The sequence below is a fragment of the Sphingomicrobium sediminis genome (assembly GCF_023805295.1).
GTDB lineage: Bacteria > Pseudomonadota > Alphaproteobacteria > Sphingomonadales > Sphingomonadaceae > Sphingomicrobium > Sphingomicrobium sediminis.
Genome location: NZ_JAMSHT010000001.1, coordinates 533,602 through 549,318, shown reverse-complemented (window position 1 = coordinate 549,318; position 15,717 = coordinate 533,602). Strand labels below are relative to the sequence as shown.

The window sequence follows — 15,717 nt, the reverse complement described above, 5'->3', positions numbered from 1 at the left end:
AATCAAAACCCCATGGAGGCAACCTTCCAGAAGCGAGACCATTGAGATCCAGAAGGTAGCCTTCGCGACCCCGCCAATAGACAGGATCTCGTCATGAACATTTTGATTGCTGGTGCGACAGGAAATACTGGAAAGCGCCTCGCCAACTTACTGTCCTCGGACGGACATCATGTGATCGCGATGCATCGCGAAAGCTCCGACACGACTGGCCTTTCGGCTGGCGCTGAGCTTCGCCAGGCAGATCTGACCGACTTACCGCCGGACATTTGCCGTGGCGTCGATGTTGTGGTTTTCGCCGCAGGATCGGGTGGCGACACGGACGAGGAGATGACCGACAAAGTCGACAGAGAAGGGGCGATATCCCTAATTGACATCGCCTCGACATCCAATGCTCGACGCTTCGTGATGTTGAGTTCGGTCGGTGCCGGTGATCCCGACCCGGACTCGGATCTCGCTCATTATCTTAAGGCCAAGCATGATGCCGACGAGCATCTCAAGGCATCGCAGATCGAACATGCCATTATCCGGCCAGTTTCGCTGACGAATGAAGATGGAGTTCGCGACATCATCCTAGGGGACGAAGTAGACCCGTCGGCCAAGGCACATCGCGGCGATGTCGCCGCTGTCCTTGCTCGCGCTGCCACACAAGACGAATTGGCTGGCCGCACCGTGCTCATGCAAAGCGCCTGACAGCCATTGCGGTGCTGCGCTACGCAACCCGCCAAAATTTGCGGCTTTCCAATCAATCATGAGGAAAGTGGTAGCGGAGGAGGGACTTGAACCCCCGACACGCGGATTATGATTCCGCTGCTCTAACCAGCTGAGCTACTCCGCCCCATGGCGTTGCCCCTCAAAGGGCGAGGCGAGCCTATAGAGAGACGCGGGCCAGCCTGTCAATCATGATCGCGCAGCTTTGCGGAACTTGAAGCGAGGACCCCACGTTGCCTTGCCGATATAGCAATTCGAAAGCGAAATTTCATGGAACTCGCCACACCGCTCGACATCCTCTGCCGCATCATCATCCGCGCCCGCGAGAACGAGGCCCAGGTCGCCACTACCTATGACGGCGACGAGGATCCCGACAATGTCGACGGCAATGACGATGACGAGGCCTATTCGGTCCTCGACGACGACATCAATACTAGCGTCGAGGAAGAGTTGACCGGCATTCTCGACGAGCTTGCCGAGGACCAGTTGCTCGAAGTCTTCGCGCTCTGCCTCGTCGGGCGCGGCGATTATGACGCCGATGAATGGGACGATGCCCTGGAAACGGCAGGCGACGAGGACGAATTGCTCGACAGCCTGCTGGAAATGCCCATGCTTGCCGCGATGCTAGAGGGTGGCATGGCCGCCTTCGATCTCGATTGCGAAGGCGTCGGCCAGGTCACCTAGGGCTTCGCGCTCCCGCTAAACTTCCAAGTGCCGACCTTTTCCCACGGTCCGCCATCATAGCGGTCGAGCGACAGCCCTGCGATGCGGAGCGGGCGTGGTTCGAAACCCGCCTGTTTCTCGACCAGCAATGCCTTCGCCTCCTTGGGCGTGACCTTGTTCTGGATGGTAATATGCGGGCGCCAGCCTCCGGCATCCTGCGCAGTCAGGCAGCCGTGAAAATGCTCTGCAATCATCTCGCGCAAATTGACCAGACCATCGGAGCGCACCCGGTAGGCCACCCCCCTCCCCAACGACATCACTTCACTAAGCGTCGCATCGGGCCGTGCATGATCCCGTGCGAGCCGTGCCAGGAAGGACGCCGCTTCATCGCCCATGCTGGGCGGCAGCGCGTGAAACATGGTGAGATGCGCGGTCAGTAAATTGCGCTCTTCCGGGAAATGCGCGCGGCGCTCGGCATCGAGCCAACCGAGATCCTCGGGCGCGATTGCTGCGGTGACGATGAGGGGCCGTGTATCGGTCATACCAAATCCCAACCTGTCGCTTCGTCGAAAGTTCAGCCTTTAGGGCTTGGGCCGCCTCGCCAACGCGTCTATAGGCCCGCGCCGAGAGGATGTTTTCGGAGACAATCATGCGCATCGGCGTTCCCAAGGAAATCAAGAATCACGAATATCGTGTCGGCCTCACGCCGACCTCGGTCCGCGAACTCACCAATTTCGGGCATGAGGTCTTCATCGAGACCAATGCCGGCATGGGCATCGACTTTTCGGACGAGGATTACGCGCGCGTCGGCGCCACCATCGTCGGCGACGCCAAGGAAGTCTTCGCCAAGTCCGACATGATCGTGAAGGTCAAGGAGCCGCAGGCCAGCGAAATCGCGCTGCTCGAGGAGCGCCACACGCTCTTCACTTACCTGCACCTTGCCGCCGACATGCCGCAGACCGAGGGCCTGATGAAGTCGGGCGCCACCTGCATCGCCTATGAGACCGTAACCGGTCAGCCGGGCGGCCTGCCGCTCCTCAAGCCGATGAGCGAGGTTGCCGGACGCATGTCGATCCAGGCCGGCGCGCACTACCTGGAAAAGGAACAGGGCGGCCGCGGCGTGCTGCTGGGCGGCGTTCCGGGCGTGAACCCGGGCAAGGTCGTGATCCTCGGCGGCGGCGTTGCCGGCGTGAATGCGGCGATGATGGCCACCGGCCAGCGCGCCGACGTCACCATCTTCGATATCTCCAACGAGAAGATGGCCGAACTGGACCTGCATTTCGGTTCGACGATCAAGACGCAGTTTTCGACGGTCGAAGCCATCCAGCGCGAGATCGCCGAAGCGCATCTCGTCATCGGCGCGGTGCTGGTGCCGGGCGATGCCGCGCCCAAGCTCGTCACGCGCGACATGCTCAAGACGATGAAGCGCGGTAGCGTCATCGTCGACATTGCGATCGACCAGGGCGGCTGCTTCGAAACCTCGAAGCCGACCACGCATGACGATCCTGTCTACGAAGTCGATGGCATCATCCATTATTGCGTAGCGAACATGCCGGGCGCGGTGGCGCGTACCAGCACCTTCGCGCTCAACAATGCGACCCTGCCGCACGTCATTCGCCTCGCCAATCTCGGCGCGACCGAAGCCATGGCCCGCGACCCGAACCTCGCCAACGGTCTGAATGTCTCGGAAGGCAAGATTCGCCACAAGGCGGTCGCGACCGCGCTGGCGCTGCCTTACGAACCCGTCGCCTGAGGCTGGGGTTCGGTCAGTAGCAACGCACCGTCGACCAGCGGCTTCCAGTCGCTGGTCTCGGAGGCCTCGGCCGACAGCTGCAGGAAAACCTCGCGCGCGGGTTCGACATCCCCAGCGCGCAATTGCGCCAATGCCTTGAAGAAACGCGGACCGGGCTGATCGGGCGCCAGCGCGATGGCGCGATCGAAGGCAAGCTCGGCCGCCGGTGTGATCTGCCCCGCATGATCGGTCAGCGCAGTCGCATAGAGCGACCAGAGCGCGAAGCTGCGCGGGTTTTCACGCACGGCCGAGCCCCAGACACCTGCGGCATCGGCGGTCTCGCCGCGCCGCGCATAACTGTCTGCGGTGATCGCCCAAAAATCGACGCGATTGAAGCGGCCGTAAAAGGCCTGCCGCGCGCCCGACAGGTCGAGCGGAATGCGCAAATTTTCCGACGCCTCGCGCGGATCGCCCGGCAAATTGGGGCGACCGGCCACGGCATAACCTGCCCCGCCGAACAACAACGCCGCCGCGCTCAGCGTCAACAAGCCGCCGCGCACCCCCATGGCGTAGAGCAGGACGAAGGTCGCGAGACCCGAAATGGCGAGGATCAGGAGCCCACTCATTCGCCCCCTCCCCGCTTGAACCTGCGCCGCACGAACCAGAAACCCGCCAAAAGCACGAGGATCGGCGCCGCATAAAGCGGCCAGCTGATCGGATCGCTCGCCACAGGGCGATAGGTCACCGCGCCACCATAGCGCTGGACCAGCCATGCCCGGATTTCCTCCGGCTCTTCACCGGCCGCGATGCGGGTCCGGACGAGATGCCGCATGTCGCCGGCCATATCGGCCTCGCTTTCGGCGATGGCCTGCCCGGCGCAGGTCAGGCAACGCAACTCCCGCATCAGCGCCTGCGCGGCCTCTTCCTGTGCAGGATCGGCAAGCTGCCGGTTGGCATAGTCGACATTGGCCGCGGCCATCAGCAGCGGCGCGATCAGCACGATGATCCAGCGGGTCATTTGAGCGCCTCCCATCGAGCGATCAACGGGGCGACATCTTCGGGCGCGAGCGGGCCCTGGACGTGATAGCGAATGATACCCTCGCCATCGACAAGGAAGGTTTCCGGCACACCGGTCGCGCCAAGTGCCAGCATGGCCTGGCTGTCGGGATCGTCGCCGGCACGCGCGAACGGATCACCATAGCGCGCGAGGAAGTCGGCGACGGCTTCGGGCGTATCCCGGACGACGATACCGTCGATCGGGATACCCGCCTCGGCCAGTTCTTCGAACAAGGGCGCTTCGTCGATGCACGGGCGACACCAGCTGCCGAAAAGGTTGATGAGCCGCGGCTCCCCGGTGGCGAAACCGTCAATGCCTGGCTTTCCCCCGACTGCTACGGGAAGCACGAGTTCGGGAGCAGGCTGGCCGACAAGCTGGCTGCGAATATCGGTGCGTTCGCCAGTAACCAGGCGCAATGCGACGAAGCCGATCAGGGCGAGCACGATGATGGCAGGCAGGAAACGTCTCACCATGCGCGCGCCTCCCGATAGCCCTTCGCCTCAGGGTTGCGTTCGCGGCGGCGCCAGGCGGCCACGCCTCGGCCGATAAGCGAGATAAGACCGCCAAGCACGATCAGCGCCGCGCCCAGCCAGATGAGCGTCACCATCGGCTTCCACCAAAGACGGAGCTGATATCCTTCTTGCAGGTTGCCTTGGCCGAGGGTCGCGTAAAGCTGGCCATTCCAGCGGGTGACCAAATCGCTTTCGCTGGTCATCGTCGGCGGCGAAAGGAACTGTCGCTGCTGCGGCAGCATCTCGACCGCACCCGAGCCGCGCGACGCGACTAGTTGGGCCTCGATTGCCGACCAATTGGGACCGAGCGCTGGGCGGATGTCGCGCACCTGCACGGTCCATCCCGCCACCTCGATCTCATCGCCAGCACGGACGAGGGCAAGCCGCTCGCTGGTGAAGGCGCTTTCGCTGGCAATCCCGATGAACAGCAACGCAATCCCGAAATGCGCGGTGACCATCCCCCAGATGGGCGCGGGAGTGCGCCAGAGCTTGCGCCCCATGAGCGGCACGAGGCTGCCCAGGGCGAGGCCAACGCCAAGCGATAGGCCGAGCCGTTCGAAGAAGGTCATCTCGGCCCCGAACAATAGCGGCGCGATCAGTGCAGCCACCGCGGCAAGCCACGCTACATGGATGGCTCTGGAAGTCGGCTTGGACTGCTTCTTCCAATTGAGACTGGGACCGATGAACAGCAATGCGGCCAGCAATAGGGCTAGCGGCGCAGTCACGAGATTGAAGTAAGGCGGGCCAACCGAAATCGCCGCGCCGAATGCTTCGGCAACAACCGGATAGAAGGTCCCGATCAGGACCAGCGCGAGGATGGCGGACAGCAGCAGGTTATTGGCGACGAGCGCCCCTTCGCGGCTGACCGGTTCGAATGGCTCGCCCGCACGCACAGCAGCAATCTTGAGCCCGTAGATCGTAAAGGCGAGACCGACATAAAGCGCCATCAGGACCAGGATGAAAACCCCGCGTTCGGGATCCACGGCAAAGGCATGCACCGACGTTATAAGGCCCGAGCGGACCAGAAAAGTGCCGAGCATCGACATGGTGAAGCCGATCAGCGCCAGCATCATCGTCCACGCCCGCAGCGCTTCGCGCGCAGCCAATACCGACACCGAATGGAGCAAGGCCGTCGCGGCCAACCACGGCATGAGAGAGGCATTCTCGACCGGATCCCAGAACCAGTAACCGCCCCAACCCAGCTCGTAATAGGCCCAGTAGCTGCCGCCGAGGATCCCTGCCGTGAGGAAGATCCACGACAGCAATGCCCAAGGGCGCATGGCGCGCCCCAGCGCCGCATCGACCTTTCCGGCCAGCATGGCGCCGACGGCAAGGCTGAACAGCACCGACAGTCCGACATAGCCGACGTAGAGCAAAGGCGGGTGATAGACGAGGCCGGGGTCCTGCAGGACCGGGTTGAGCCCCCTGCCCTCGACCACCGACGGATTGAGACGCGCGAACGGGTTTGAGGAGAAGAGCAAGAAAGCGAAGAAGCCGAGCCCGATACCGGCCTGCGTCCCGAGGCTGATGCCCAGCGTCTTGGGATCGAGCCGCTTGGCGAACATGGCCAGCATTGCCCCGAACAGGCTGAGCAGCAGGACCCAGAGCAACATCGAGCCTTCATGGTTCCCCCAGGTCGCCGCAAACTTGTAGAAGGCCGGCTTTTCCGTGTGGCTATGCGTCGCAACCAGGAGGACCGAAAGGTCGGTGACCATGAAGAGCCGAATGAGCGCGATGAAGGAACCGAGGACCAGCAGCGCCTGCACGATAGCGACGGCGCGAGTGGCTTTCAGCACATCGCTGCCGCGCAGGGTCGCGATGCCGAGCCCGAGCTGCACCAGCGCCAGCGCCGCTGCGAGCCAAAGCAAGGCGTGACCAAGTTCGGCGGTCATGAGGTGGGGCTGCCCCCGGCGGCAAGCTCGTCAGCAATTTCCGGCGGCATGTAATTCTCGTCATGGCGCGCGAGGATGCGGTCGGCGCGGAATGTCCCGTCGGGTCCCAGCTGCCCTTCGGCCACCGCACCCGATCCTTCGACGAAAAGATCGGGCAGGATCCCGGTATAGGTCACCGGCACGCGCGCCTTGCCGTCATGCAGCAGGAAGCTGACCGACAGTCCCTCATCGCTTCGCTCGATCGACCCCTCCTCGACCATGCCGCCAAGACGCAGTGCGACGCCCGTCTCGGCCTTGCCCTCGGCAATATCGCTTGGCGTCACGAAGAAAGCGGCACGGTCGGACAGGCCCCACAGTGCCAGCACCGACGCGCCGGCAATGGCGGCGATCGCGATGATCACGAGCATCAGGCGTTGCTGCTTGGGCTTCACTGGTCGCGGCTCCGCAATTCACCGGCAGCGCGTTCGGCACGGCGCATGGCGCGCCAGCTGAATGCGGTCAGCAATAGGATCCCGAGCCCCACGACCGCATAGGCGGCGATGACGAAAGCCCACTGGTTCATGCGCCCGTCTCCGCGCGTCGCTTGAGGCGGCGATCGACCTTCTGCTGCGCGATCATGGCGCGCATCCGCATCAGGACGATCGCGGTGAACAGGAGCGTGAAGCCGAGAAAAGCGAGGCCGAGCGGCCAGAGCATCGACGGATCGATGCTGCTACGCCCTTCGACAATGCTGATCGAGCGCCCTTGGTGGAGCGTATTCCACCAGATCACGCTGTAATGAATGATCGGCAGGTTGATCGCACCAACCAGTCCGAAAATGGCAGTGAGCCGCCCTTCCCCGTCAGGTCGGCGATCCGCCTCGGCATCGGCCAGCGCCATGTAGCCGAGAAACAGGAAGAACAGGATGAGCATGCTGGTGAGACGCCCGTCCCATTCCCACCAAGTGCCCCATGTCGGGCGTCCCCAGATCGATCCGGTGATCAGGCACAGCGCCGTGAAGGTCGCGCCCACCGGGGCCAAGGCCCTTCCGGCAATGGCCGCGAGCGGATGGCGCCAGACCAAGACGGCGATCGAGGCCACGGCGATACCGCTCCACCCGGCCATGCCGAGCCACGCGGACGGCGCGTGAATATAGAGAATGCGAAACGTTTCGCCCTGCAGGTAATCGGCAGGCACTAAGAACAGGCCGCCGACAATGCCCGCAACCACGAGCAGAATGCCGGACCACAGGGTCCAGCCTGTCACGGGCCGCGCAATCTTGAGGAAGCGGGAGGGGTTGGCGAAGCGATGCATGATTTTCCGTTACCGTCCCTACCCCCTGAAGGACGCGAAAAAAAGGTGCTTTGACAGCGGTCAAAAGACCGTGATCAGGCGCGGCCGATCAGTCGCTTTGCCATCGCATCGGCGACTGCAGCCGGATCGCGACCGCTCGACGCGCTCTCTTCCCAGATCTGGTCGAGCCGGCCCGGGATCGCCGCGATGCGCTGGCGCACCAGTTCGTAGCCGCCATCGTCGAGATATTCGGTCGATACGTTGATGATGCCACCGGCGTTGATGACATAATCGGGCGCATAGAGAATGTCGCGCGCGGCGAGGCGCTGGCCGTCCTCGGGACGGGCCAGCTGGTTGTTGGCCGCTCCGGCGATGATACCGGTGTTGAGCTTGGCGATGGTCTCCTCGCTGAGGATCGCGCCAAGCGCACAGGGACTCACGACGTCGGCATCGAGGAACAGGATGTCCGCAGGATCAACGATCGCAGCGCCGGTTTCCTTGGCGAGTGCAGCGACGCGGTCTTCGGCGACGTCGGCAATCGAAAGCCGCGCACCTTCGTCGGCAAGGTGACGCGCGAGATGGCTGGCAACGCTGCCCGCGCCCTGTATCGCGACATGCACGCCACTCAAGTCATCGCGTTCGAGCTTGCGCTTCACCGCGGCCTTGAGACCGAGGAACACCCCCTTGGCCGTATGCGGGCCAGGATCGCCACCGACATCGCCTTCGCCCTCGACAGGAAGGCCGGCGACATAATCGGTCGTCCCTGCGATCGCGATCATATTCTCGACGCTCATGCCGACATCTTCTGCCGTCACATAATTGCCGCCGAGCCGATCGACGGCGCGGCCGAATGCAGCGAGCATTTCGGGCGTCTTGGTGCGGTTTTCATCGGCGAGGATCACGGCCTTGCCGCCGCCCAGCGGGAGGCCCGCCATGGCATTCTTGTAGCTCATGCCGCGCGACAGGCGCAGCACGTCGGTCACGGCATCATCGTCATCGGCATAGTGCCAAAAGCGCGTGCCGCCCGCCGCCGGACCCAGATGGGTCGAGTGCATGGCAATGATGGCCTTGAGGCCACTGGCTGCGTCGGTCACGAAATGAATGGCTTCGTGATCGTCGAAATTGGGACGATCCCACAGTGTCGTCATCGCTCGGCGCCGCCCTCTCCAAAACTTGGCCAAGGTGAGAAAATGGGGCGACCGACGGGACTTGAACCCGCGACATCTGGTACCACAAACCAGTGCTCTAACCAGCTGAGCTACGGTCGCCGCATGGAAGTTGCGTCTCATTCGACGCGCGGGACCCTTTAGATATCATGTCGGACCATTGCAAGCGCAACCACCGACGTTGGGCCGCATTTTCTGTGAATGGCATTGACGCTAGGGCCTCCGGACCAAACTGCGTTCGCTTTTTTGGTTAACTTAAGCTAAGATCAAAATTGACTTTTCATATTTGTGACAAGTCGCTAATGCCGGTCATTATGATTGCGTACCGACCGCAATTAGCTGAAATTTTGAGAGGATTTCGGGGATTTCATTATGGCACGCACGGCGAATCAGAGCATCGATCTCTATCAAACATTGATCGACTCGGGCCTTCCCGCTCGTCCTGCTCGCGCACTGGCCGGGATCGACCATCGCGTCGTCGACGTCGAACCCAAGCGCCCCTTCCGCGAGATGGGGACGCCTCGTGACGAGGTCATGTTCGTGGTAAGCGGCCTGCTCTGCAAATATAAGACCGACGGCACCGGACGGCGCCAGATTGTCGGGCTCCGTTTCCCGGGTGAAGGCATCCTTCCGTCCAAGGGCCTGCGCGACTTCGGCATTCAGGCGATCGTGCCGAGCCGCGTGATGGTCGGCAGCGCAGCCGACCTCGAACCGATCATGAAGGCGCATCCCGAGATTGCGGGCTTCTTCTTCGAACTGGTGCAGCGCGAAACCCGCATCAATTACGAATGGCTGGTCTCGACCGGTCGTCGCGACAGCACTGCGCGCGTTGCGCACCTGCTGCTCGAAACCGCAGTCCGCGCCAATAGTGATCCCGTGACCGATGGCCTGGCGAATCCGTTCACACAGCAGCAGATCGCCGACATTACCGGCCAGACCTCGGTCAACGTGAACCGCGTCTTCGCCGATCTCGAACGCCAGGGCCTCATCCGCCGCGAAGGTCGCCGCGTCTTCTTCGAAGACATGGCCGAGCTGGAACGCGTGGCCAGCTTCCACTCCGAATATCTCCAGTAGGCCTCGGGAACCTACAAGCAAACGAAAAAGGGGCGCTGCGAGGCGCCCCTTTTTTCATGGCTTTTCAAGCTGACGGGATGGTGGGCGCGGCAAGGATTGAACTTGCGACCCCACCCGTGTGAAGGGTGTGCTCTACCACTGAGCTACGCGCCCATCCCAGGTCGGTGCGCGGGCGTTTAAGCCCGGGCATCAGACTTGTCCAGAACTTATGGCCGAAAAAGGCGGCGCCGGCTTATTTCTGCACTGCGTCCTTGAGGACTTTGCCGGGGCGGAACTTGGGCTGCATGCTCGCCTTGATCTGCATCGGTTCGCCCGTACGCGGGTTGCGACCCGTCGACGCCTTGCGCTCGGTCACCGAGAAATTGCCGAACCCGACGAGGCGCACTTCGTCACCACGCTTGAGCGTATCGGTAATCACTTCGAGCATGGTCTCGACCGCACGGCTGGCATCGCTTCGGCTGAGACCAGCCTGGTCAGCGATTTCCCCAATGAGCTCCTGCTTGTTCATACAGCTTGCCTCCCTCGAGGGCGCCTGCCGCATATGCGAGACTCGCGCGGCGCCAGATATCAGAAGGCCCCTTTACACCGCGTCTGGCGCGGGAAGTCAAAGGGGCCAACCCGATATTTTGCCCGATTTGTGCCGAAATGAGCAGGAAATGGGTTAATGGCGAACCGGTGCCTCGTCGCTCGACCCGCCCGGCGGGACGATCGGCTCGGTCGACAATTCGTCCGCATCGGTCCATTCGATCGCCGTCATTTCCTGGGTCAGCGCCTTGGCGAGCACCTCATCGACATGGCGGACCGGAATGACTTCCAGCGCATCGGTAATCGTCGCCGGAATGTCGACCAGGTCCTTTTCATTCTCGTGCGGAATGAGGACGGTCTTGATGCCGCCGCGCAGCGCCGCGAGCAGCTTTTCCTTCAAGCCGCCGATGGGCAACACGCGGCCGCGCAGCGTCACCTCGCCGGTCATGGCGATATCGCGACGCACCGGAATGCCAGTGAGCGTCGAAATCATCGCCGTCACCATGCCGATACCGGCGCTAGGCCCGTCCTTGGGCACCGCGCCTTCGGGCAAGTGAACGTGGATGTCCTTGCGCGCAAAGATACTCGGCTTGACGCCATAGCTGGGCGAGCGTGCTTTCACGAAGCTCATCGCGGCCTGGATCGACTCCTGCATCACTTCGCCAAGCTTGCCGGTCGTCTTGATCTGGCCCTTGCCGGGCACGGTGACCGCTTCGATGGTCAGCAATTCGCCGCCCACTTCGGTCCAGGCAAGACCGGTAACGGCACCGATCTGGTCCTCTTCCTCACCGACGCCATAGCGATACTTGCGCACGCCGAGATAGTCGGACGCATTATCCTCGCCAAACGTGACCGCTTCGGTTTCCTTCTCGAGGATCTTTCGCAGCGCCTTGCGGGCGACCTTGGCAATCTCGCGCTCGAGACGACGGACGCCGGCCTCGCGGGTATAGTGGCGAATGATGGTCCGAAGACCGTCATCGGTGAAGGTCAGCTCTCCATCCTTCACCCCATGCTGCTCGAGCTGCTTGGGAATGAGGTGGCGCTTGGCGATCTCGACCTTCTCGTCCTCGGTGTAACCCTCCAGACGAATGATCTCCATGCGGTCGAGCAAAGGCTGCGGCATGTCGAGGCTGTTGGCCGTGGTGACGAACATCACGTCCGACAGGTCATAATCGATCTCGAGATAGTGATCGTTGAACTTGCTATTCTGCTCGGGGTCGAGCACTTCCAGGAGCGCCGAGGCGGGATCGCCGCGGAAGTCCTGGCCGAGCTTGTCGATCTCGTCGAGCAGGAAGAGCGGGTTGTTGGTCCCGGCCTTCTTGAGGTTGGAGATGATCTTGCCTGGAAGCGAGCCGATATAGGTGCGGCGGTGGCCGCGGATTTCGGCTTCGTCACGCACGCCGCCCAGCGACTGGCGCACGAATTCGCGTCCCGTCGCCTTGGCAATCGAGCGACCCAGCGAGGTCTTGCCGACGCCGGGCGGTCCGACGAGGCAGAGGATCGGGCCCTTCAGCTTGTTGGTCCGGGCCTGCACCGCGAGATATTCGACGATGCGCTCCTTGACCTTTTCAAGCGCGAAATGGTCCTCGTCGAGGACGGCCTGCGCTTCTTCGATGTTGCGCTTGAGGCGCGACTTCTTGCCCCACGGCAGCGCCAGCAGGACGTCGAGATAATTGCGCGCGACCGTGGCTTCAGCCGACATGGGCGCCATCGCCTTGAGCTTCTTCAGCTCCTGCTCGGCGCGCTGCTTGGCTTCCTTCGACAGCTTGGTCTTGCGGATCTTGCTGGCGAGTTCCTTGAGCTCGTCGCCGCCATCCTCGTCGTCGCCAAGCTCCTTCTGGATCGCCTTCATCTGCTCGTTGAGATAATATTCGCGCTGCGTCTTTTCCATCTGGCGTTTGACGCGGCTGCGGATCTTCTTCTCGACCTGGAGCACGCCCAGTTCGCCTTCCATGAAGGCAAAGACCATCTCGAGGCGCTTGGTGGGATCGAGTTCGCCGAGCAATGCCTGCTTGTCGGACACCTTGACCGAGAGCGCCGAGGCGACCGCGTCGGCGAGCGCATTGGGATCCTCGATCTCGGCAAGCTGAACGCCGGTTTCTGCCGGCAGCTTCTTGTTCAACTTTGCATAATTGTCGAACTGGTCGAGCACCGAGCGCATCAGCGCCTGAATGTCGGGACCGTCTTCGGCAATCTCGTCGACCGTTTCGACTTCGGCGGAGACGTAGCCGTCTTTCTCGACCACCTGCTTCAATTTGGCGCGCTTAGCACCCTCGACGAGGACACGCACCGTGCCGTCGGGCAGCTTCAAGAGCTGCATCGCCGTGGCGATCACGCCAAGGTCGTACATCTGGTCCGGGCTCGGATCATCCTCGCTGGGGTCGAGCTGGGCGACCAGGAAAAGCTGCTTGTCCGCCGCCATTGCGGCTTCAAGCGCGGCCACGCTCTTTTCGCGGCCGACGAACAGGGGAACGATACGCTGCGGGAACACGACGATGTCGCGCAGGGGCAGCATGGGAAAGGTCTGAATGGTCATGTTTCGCAATATGGGTGGCCGGTGCGGTGCGCACAAGCGGGGATAAGGTCTATCCGGTGGGAAGTGCGTCCGGGAAGGCGACGAGCAACGCGGGAAGCGTATTCTGCATCGCATGGACGATGGCCGGCATCAGGAAGGCCAGCCACATCGACCGCTCGCGCCAGACGACGAACAGGGTCGAGAAAATGAGGAACGGCCACCAGATGACCAGACCCCAGATCGGCGCCTGCAGGCTGTGGAAGACGCCCCAGATGATGGCGCTCGCCAGCACCGCATAGCCGGGGCGCAGGAAGAGCTGCAGCACGAGCAGGATGACGCCCATGATGAGTGTCTCGACCACCGGCGCAAAGATGACGAGCATGAACATCGTCATGCCCGGTCCCATCTCGGCAAGGTTGGTAAAGTCGGGCGGATCGCCCTGCGGCACGAGCAGCTGGACGATGGCCGACAGCAGCAGCGACCCGACGATCGCCAGCGCATAACCGCCGATGATGGCGACCAGCGGCCGGCTCGGCACTGCCAGGAATGGCGGCACGAACGGCGGCAGGTTGGCGCGCGCGAACGGCGATGCGGGCGGTGTCGGCTTGTCCATGGATCAGGCGTTAGGCCGCAGTGTCGCTGGCAGCCTTGCCCTTGCCCTTCTTGGCATAGACGCGGACCGGCTCCTTGCGGCCCTCGACCACTTCGGCATCGACATGCACTTCGTCGACGCCTTCCATCGAGGGCAGGTCGAACATGGTGTCGAGCAGGATGCCTTCGAGGATCGAGCGGAGGCCACGGGCACCGGTCTTGCGCTCGATCGCCTTTTTGGCGACCGCAAGCAGCGCATCGTCGGTGAAGACGAGCTCCACATTCTCCATCTCGAACAGCTTGGCATATTGCTTGACCAGCGCGTTCTTCGGCTCGCGCAGGATCTTGACCAGTGCTTCCTCGTCTAGATCCTCGAGCGTCGCGATCACCGGCATACGACCGATGAATTCGGGAATGAGGCCGAACTTCATGAGATCTTCGGGCTCGGTATGCTTGAGCGTTTCGCCGACGCGCTTTTCTTCGGGCGCCGCAACATGAGCACCAAAGCCGATCGACTTGCCTTCCATGCGGTCGCCAATGACCTTTTCGAGGCCTGCAAAAGCGCCGCCACAGATGAATAGGATGTTGGTCGTATCGACCTGCAAGAATTCCTGCTGCGGATGCTTGCGACCACCCTGCGGCGGGACGCTGGCCGTCGTGCCTTCCATCAGCTTGAGCAGCGCCTGCTGGACGCCCTCGCCCGACACGTCACGGGTGATGGAGGGATTGTCCGACTTACGGCTGATCTTGTCGATTTCGTCGATATAGACGATGCCGCGCTGCGCCTTTTCGACATTATAGTCCGAGGCCTGCAGCAGCTTGAGAATGATATTCTCGACATCCTCGCCGACATAACCCGCTTCGGTGAGCGTCGTCGCATCGGCCATCGTAAAGGGCACGTCGAGGATGCGCGCCAGCGTCTGGGCGAGCAGCGTCTTGCCGCAGCCCGTAGGACCGACGAGCAGGATGTTCGACTTGGCCAGCTCGACCTCGCCGCTGGCTTTGCCGCCATGATTAAGCCGCTTGTAATGGTTGTGCACCGCGACCGAGAGGACGCGCTTGGCCTTGGCCTGACCGATCACATAATCGTCGAGGACTTCGTTGATTTCCGCGGGCGTCGGCACGCCATCGCGCGTCTTGACCAGGCTCGACTTGGTTTCCTCGCGGATGATGTCGTTGCACAGCTCGACACATTCGTCGCAGATGAAGACGGTCGGGCCCGCAATGAGCTTGCGTACCTCATGCTGCGACTTGCCGCAGAATGAGCAGTAGAGCGTCGATTTGCTGTCGCTGCTGCTGCCGCCGGTCAACTTGGTCATGTTCGTCCTTCGTATCTTGCGCTTTTTTCGGCCGTTCTTGGGGCCACGATAGGGCTAAAACTACCACATACAAGCGCTGAAAATGATTAACGCCCCGGTTTTCCCGAAGCTCCTTTAATTCGGATATGGAGATAAGCCCCCGCCGCTGCAAGACGGCAGATGGGCCAGTGACGCCGATTTTTCCCGTTTTGGTACCGTATCTTAGGCGATTACGCCCTCACCCGTTCATCATGATCCCGTAGATAATGACGAGGTTGAGGGTCAGTGCCAAAAGCAGGATCCAGACGATCGAGGGCGGCCGCCGATAGAAGCGGGTCGCCGTATTGACGACGCCCTCGTGCCGCGGTTCGCCCGCTTCGCGAGGGCGCACCTGCCGGATCGAGCGACGCTGGCGAAGCCGTTCCAATTCCTTGTCGTAGACGGCGCGCTTGGCGGGGTCCGACAGCACCGCATAGGCTTCGTTCAACTGATAGGCCATGTCGCCGATATTGCGGGTGACGTCGGGATGGTTGGAGCGCATGCGTTGGCGATAGGCGTGGCGGATCGCGTCGGCATCCGCCCCTTCTTCTACGCCCAGCAACGCATAATGACTTCTGATCATCGCGCTCACCGACTCATGCTTTCGTCAAACCCATGGTTAACATGGATTGCCCCTCGCGCACAAAGGCGCAAGGGACAAAATATAGGTCGG

The 15,717-nt window shown here is 62.2% G+C and carries 18 protein-coding genes and 3 tRNA genes; 4 read left to right on the top strand and 17 right to left on the bottom strand.

Going from position 1 to position 15,717, the window contains the following annotated elements; genetic code table 11:
• The first annotated feature begins 93 nt into the window (after positions 1-93).
• On the top strand, positions 94-690 hold the full coding sequence (locus NDO55_RS02665) for an SDR family oxidoreductase (RefSeq protein ID WP_252112162.1): 597 nt from the start codon (positions 94-96) through the stop codon (positions 688-690).
• Between the two features lie 68 nt (positions 691-758).
• Here the strand turns inward: NDO55_RS02665 and NDO55_RS02660 are convergent.
• Positions 759-835, bottom strand: a tRNA-Met gene (locus NDO55_RS02660).
• A gap of 143 nt (positions 836-978) precedes the next feature.
• On the opposite strand from NDO55_RS02660, the gene NDO55_RS02655 reads away from it, so the two are divergent.
• Positions 979-1,392, top strand: coding sequence for a DUF3775 domain-containing protein (locus NDO55_RS02655; protein WP_252112160.1), 414 nt, complete (start codon positions 979-981; stop codon positions 1,390-1,392).
• On the opposite strand, the gene NDO55_RS02650 is transcribed toward NDO55_RS02655, so the two are convergent.
• Positions 1,389-1,913 carry a 2'-5' RNA ligase family protein gene (locus tag NDO55_RS02650; RefSeq protein WP_252112158.1) on the bottom strand — a complete coding sequence of 175 codons (525 nt, stop codon included), beginning with the start codon at positions 1,911-1,913 and terminating at the stop codon, positions 1,389-1,391. The genes NDO55_RS02655 and NDO55_RS02650 overlap by 4 nt on opposite strands.
• Positions 1,914-2,020: 107 nt before the next feature.
• On the opposite strand from NDO55_RS02650, the gene ald reads away from it, so the two are divergent.
• A complete protein-coding gene (ald, locus tag NDO55_RS02645; protein WP_252112156.1) occupies positions 2,021-3,124 on the top strand; it encodes an alanine dehydrogenase in 1,104 nt (367 codons plus the stop codon).
• On the opposite strand, the gene NDO55_RS02640 is transcribed toward ald, so the two are convergent.
• The 9 genes from NDO55_RS02640 to NDO55_RS02605 all read right to left on the bottom strand — a co-directional run bounded on the left by NDO55_RS02640 (position 3,106) and on the right by NDO55_RS02605 (position 9,104).
• Positions 3,106-3,729, bottom strand: coding sequence for a tetratricopeptide repeat protein (locus NDO55_RS02640; RefSeq protein WP_252112154.1), 624 nt, complete (start codon positions 3,727-3,729; stop codon positions 3,106-3,108). The two genes, ald and NDO55_RS02640, sit on opposite strands and share 19 nt — an antisense overlap.
• On the bottom strand, positions 3,726-4,121 hold the full coding sequence (locus tag NDO55_RS02635; protein WP_252112152.1) for a cytochrome c-type biogenesis protein: 396 nt from the start codon (positions 4,119-4,121) through the stop codon (positions 3,726-3,728). Before NDO55_RS02635 ends, NDO55_RS02640 begins: the two co-directional genes overlap by 4 nt.
• A complete protein-coding gene (locus tag NDO55_RS02630) occupies positions 4,118-4,633 on the bottom strand; it encodes a redoxin domain-containing protein (protein WP_252112150.1) in 516 nt (171 codons plus the stop codon). The genes NDO55_RS02635 and NDO55_RS02630 overlap by 4 nt, the downstream gene beginning before the upstream one ends.
• A complete protein-coding gene (locus NDO55_RS02625; RefSeq protein WP_252112148.1) occupies positions 4,627-6,564 on the bottom strand; it encodes a heme lyase CcmF/NrfE family subunit in 1,938 nt (645 codons plus the stop codon). Before NDO55_RS02625 ends, NDO55_RS02630 begins: the two co-directional genes overlap by 7 nt.
• Positions 6,561-6,995: a cytochrome c maturation protein CcmE gene (gene ccmE / locus NDO55_RS02620; protein ID WP_252112146.1), complete on the bottom strand. Its 435-nt coding sequence runs from the start codon at positions 6,993-6,995 to the stop codon at positions 6,561-6,563. Before ccmE ends, NDO55_RS02625 begins: the two co-directional genes overlap by 4 nt.
• On the bottom strand, positions 6,992-7,126 hold the full coding sequence (locus NDO55_RS11940) for a hypothetical protein (RefSeq protein WP_279639078.1): 135 nt from the start codon (positions 7,124-7,126) through the stop codon (positions 6,992-6,994). Before NDO55_RS11940 ends, ccmE begins: the two co-directional genes overlap by 4 nt.
• Entirely contained in the window at positions 7,123-7,857 is a 735-nt protein-coding gene (locus NDO55_RS02615; protein ID WP_252112144.1) for a heme ABC transporter permease, read from the bottom strand. Before NDO55_RS02615 ends, NDO55_RS11940 begins: the two co-directional genes overlap by 4 nt.
• 74 nt (positions 7,858-7,931) lie before the next feature.
• Complete coding sequence (locus tag NDO55_RS02610) at positions 7,932-8,984, bottom strand: Glu/Leu/Phe/Val family dehydrogenase (RefSeq protein WP_252112142.1); 1,053 nt, start codon at positions 8,982-8,984, stop codon at positions 7,932-7,934.
• Positions 8,985-9,027: 43 nt separating this feature from the next.
• Positions 9,028-9,104 (bottom strand) — tRNA-His (locus NDO55_RS02605).
• Positions 9,105-9,374: 270 nt separating this feature from the next.
• On the opposite strand from NDO55_RS02605, the gene NDO55_RS02600 reads away from it, so the two are divergent.
• Complete coding sequence (locus NDO55_RS02600; RefSeq protein WP_252112140.1) at positions 9,375-10,076, top strand: Crp/Fnr family transcriptional regulator; 702 nt, start codon at positions 9,375-9,377, stop codon at positions 10,074-10,076.
• Positions 10,077-10,154: 78 nt separating this feature from the next.
• Here the strand turns inward: NDO55_RS02600 and NDO55_RS02595 are convergent.
• The 6 genes from NDO55_RS02595 to NDO55_RS02570 all read right to left on the bottom strand — a co-directional run bounded on the left by NDO55_RS02595 (position 10,155) and on the right by NDO55_RS02570 (position 15,627).
• Positions 10,155-10,229, bottom strand: a tRNA-Val gene (locus NDO55_RS02595).
• A gap of 79 nt (positions 10,230-10,308) precedes the next feature.
• Positions 10,309-10,584, bottom strand: a complete 276-nt coding sequence (locus NDO55_RS02590) for an HU family DNA-binding protein (RefSeq protein WP_252112139.1) — start codon at positions 10,582-10,584, stop codon at positions 10,309-10,311.
• 153 nt (positions 10,585-10,737) lie between these two features.
• Positions 10,738-13,137 (bottom strand): endopeptidase La, encoded by a 2,400-nt coding sequence (gene lon / locus NDO55_RS02585; protein WP_252112138.1) that lies wholly within the window; start codon positions 13,135-13,137, stop codon positions 10,738-10,740.
• 49 nt (positions 13,138-13,186) lie between these two features.
• Positions 13,187-13,729, bottom strand: coding sequence for a CPBP family intramembrane glutamic endopeptidase (locus NDO55_RS02580; protein ID WP_252112137.1), 543 nt, complete (start codon positions 13,727-13,729; stop codon positions 13,187-13,189).
• 10 nt (positions 13,730-13,739) lie between these two features.
• On the bottom strand, positions 13,740-15,026 hold the full coding sequence (gene clpX / locus NDO55_RS02575) for an ATP-dependent Clp protease ATP-binding subunit ClpX (RefSeq protein WP_252112136.1): 1,287 nt from the start codon (positions 15,024-15,026) through the stop codon (positions 13,740-13,742).
• 217 nt (positions 15,027-15,243) lie between these two features.
• Positions 15,244-15,627: a J domain-containing protein gene (locus tag NDO55_RS02570; protein ID WP_252115503.1), complete on the bottom strand. Its 384-nt coding sequence runs from the start codon at positions 15,625-15,627 to the stop codon at positions 15,244-15,246.
• Positions 15,628-15,717: the final 90 nt, after the last annotated feature.

Coding starts and splice junctions, on each gene's coding strand:
- NDO55_RS02570 (WP_252115503.1), bottom strand. CDS start 15,627: ATGATCAGAAGTCATTATGCGTTGCTGGGCGTAGAAGAAGGGGCGGAT.
- lon (WP_252112138.1), bottom strand. CDS start 13,137: ATGACCATTCAGACCTTTCCCATGCTGCCCCTGCGCGACATCGTCGTG.
- NDO55_RS02640 (WP_252112154.1), bottom strand. CDS start 3,729: ATGAGTGGGCTCCTGATCCTCGCCATTTCGGGTCTCGCGACCTTCGTC.
- NDO55_RS02665 (WP_252112162.1), top strand. CDS start 94: ATGAACATTTTGATTGCTGGTGCGACAGGAAATACTGGAAAGCGCCTC.
- NDO55_RS02580 (WP_252112137.1), bottom strand. CDS start 13,729: ATGGACAAGCCGACACCGCCCGCATCGCCGTTCGCGCGCGCCAACCTG.
- NDO55_RS02650 (WP_252112158.1), bottom strand. CDS start 1,913: ATGACCGATACACGGCCCCTCATCGTCACCGCAGCAATCGCGCCCGAG.
- NDO55_RS02630 (WP_252112150.1), bottom strand. CDS start 4,633: ATGGTGAGACGTTTCCTGCCTGCCATCATCGTGCTCGCCCTGATCGGC.
- NDO55_RS02635 (WP_252112152.1), bottom strand. CDS start 4,121: ATGACCCGCTGGATCATCGTGCTGATCGCGCCGCTGCTGATGGCCGCG.
- NDO55_RS02625 (WP_252112148.1), bottom strand. CDS start 6,564: ATGACCGCCGAACTTGGTCACGCCTTGCTTTGGCTCGCAGCGGCGCTG.
- NDO55_RS02590 (WP_252112139.1), bottom strand. CDS start 10,584: ATGAACAAGCAGGAGCTCATTGGGGAAATCGCTGACCAGGCTGGTCTC.
- NDO55_RS02655 (WP_252112160.1), top strand. CDS start 979: ATGGAACTCGCCACACCGCTCGACATCCTCTGCCGCATCATCATCCGC.
- NDO55_RS11940 (WP_279639078.1), bottom strand. CDS start 7,126: ATGAACCAGTGGGCTTTCGTCATCGCCGCCTATGCGGTCGTGGGGCTC.
- NDO55_RS02600 (WP_252112140.1), top strand. CDS start 9,375: ATGGCACGCACGGCGAATCAGAGCATCGATCTCTATCAAACATTGATC.
- clpX (WP_252112136.1), bottom strand. CDS start 15,026: ATGACCAAGTTGACCGGCGGCAGCAGCAGCGACAGCAAATCGACGCTC.
- NDO55_RS02610 (WP_252112142.1), bottom strand. CDS start 8,984: ATGACGACACTGTGGGATCGTCCCAATTTCGACGATCACGAAGCCATT.
- NDO55_RS02615 (WP_252112144.1), bottom strand. CDS start 7,857: ATGCATCGCTTCGCCAACCCCTCCCGCTTCCTCAAGATTGCGCGGCCC.
- ald (WP_252112156.1), top strand. CDS start 2,021: ATGCGCATCGGCGTTCCCAAGGAAATCAAGAATCACGAATATCGTGTC.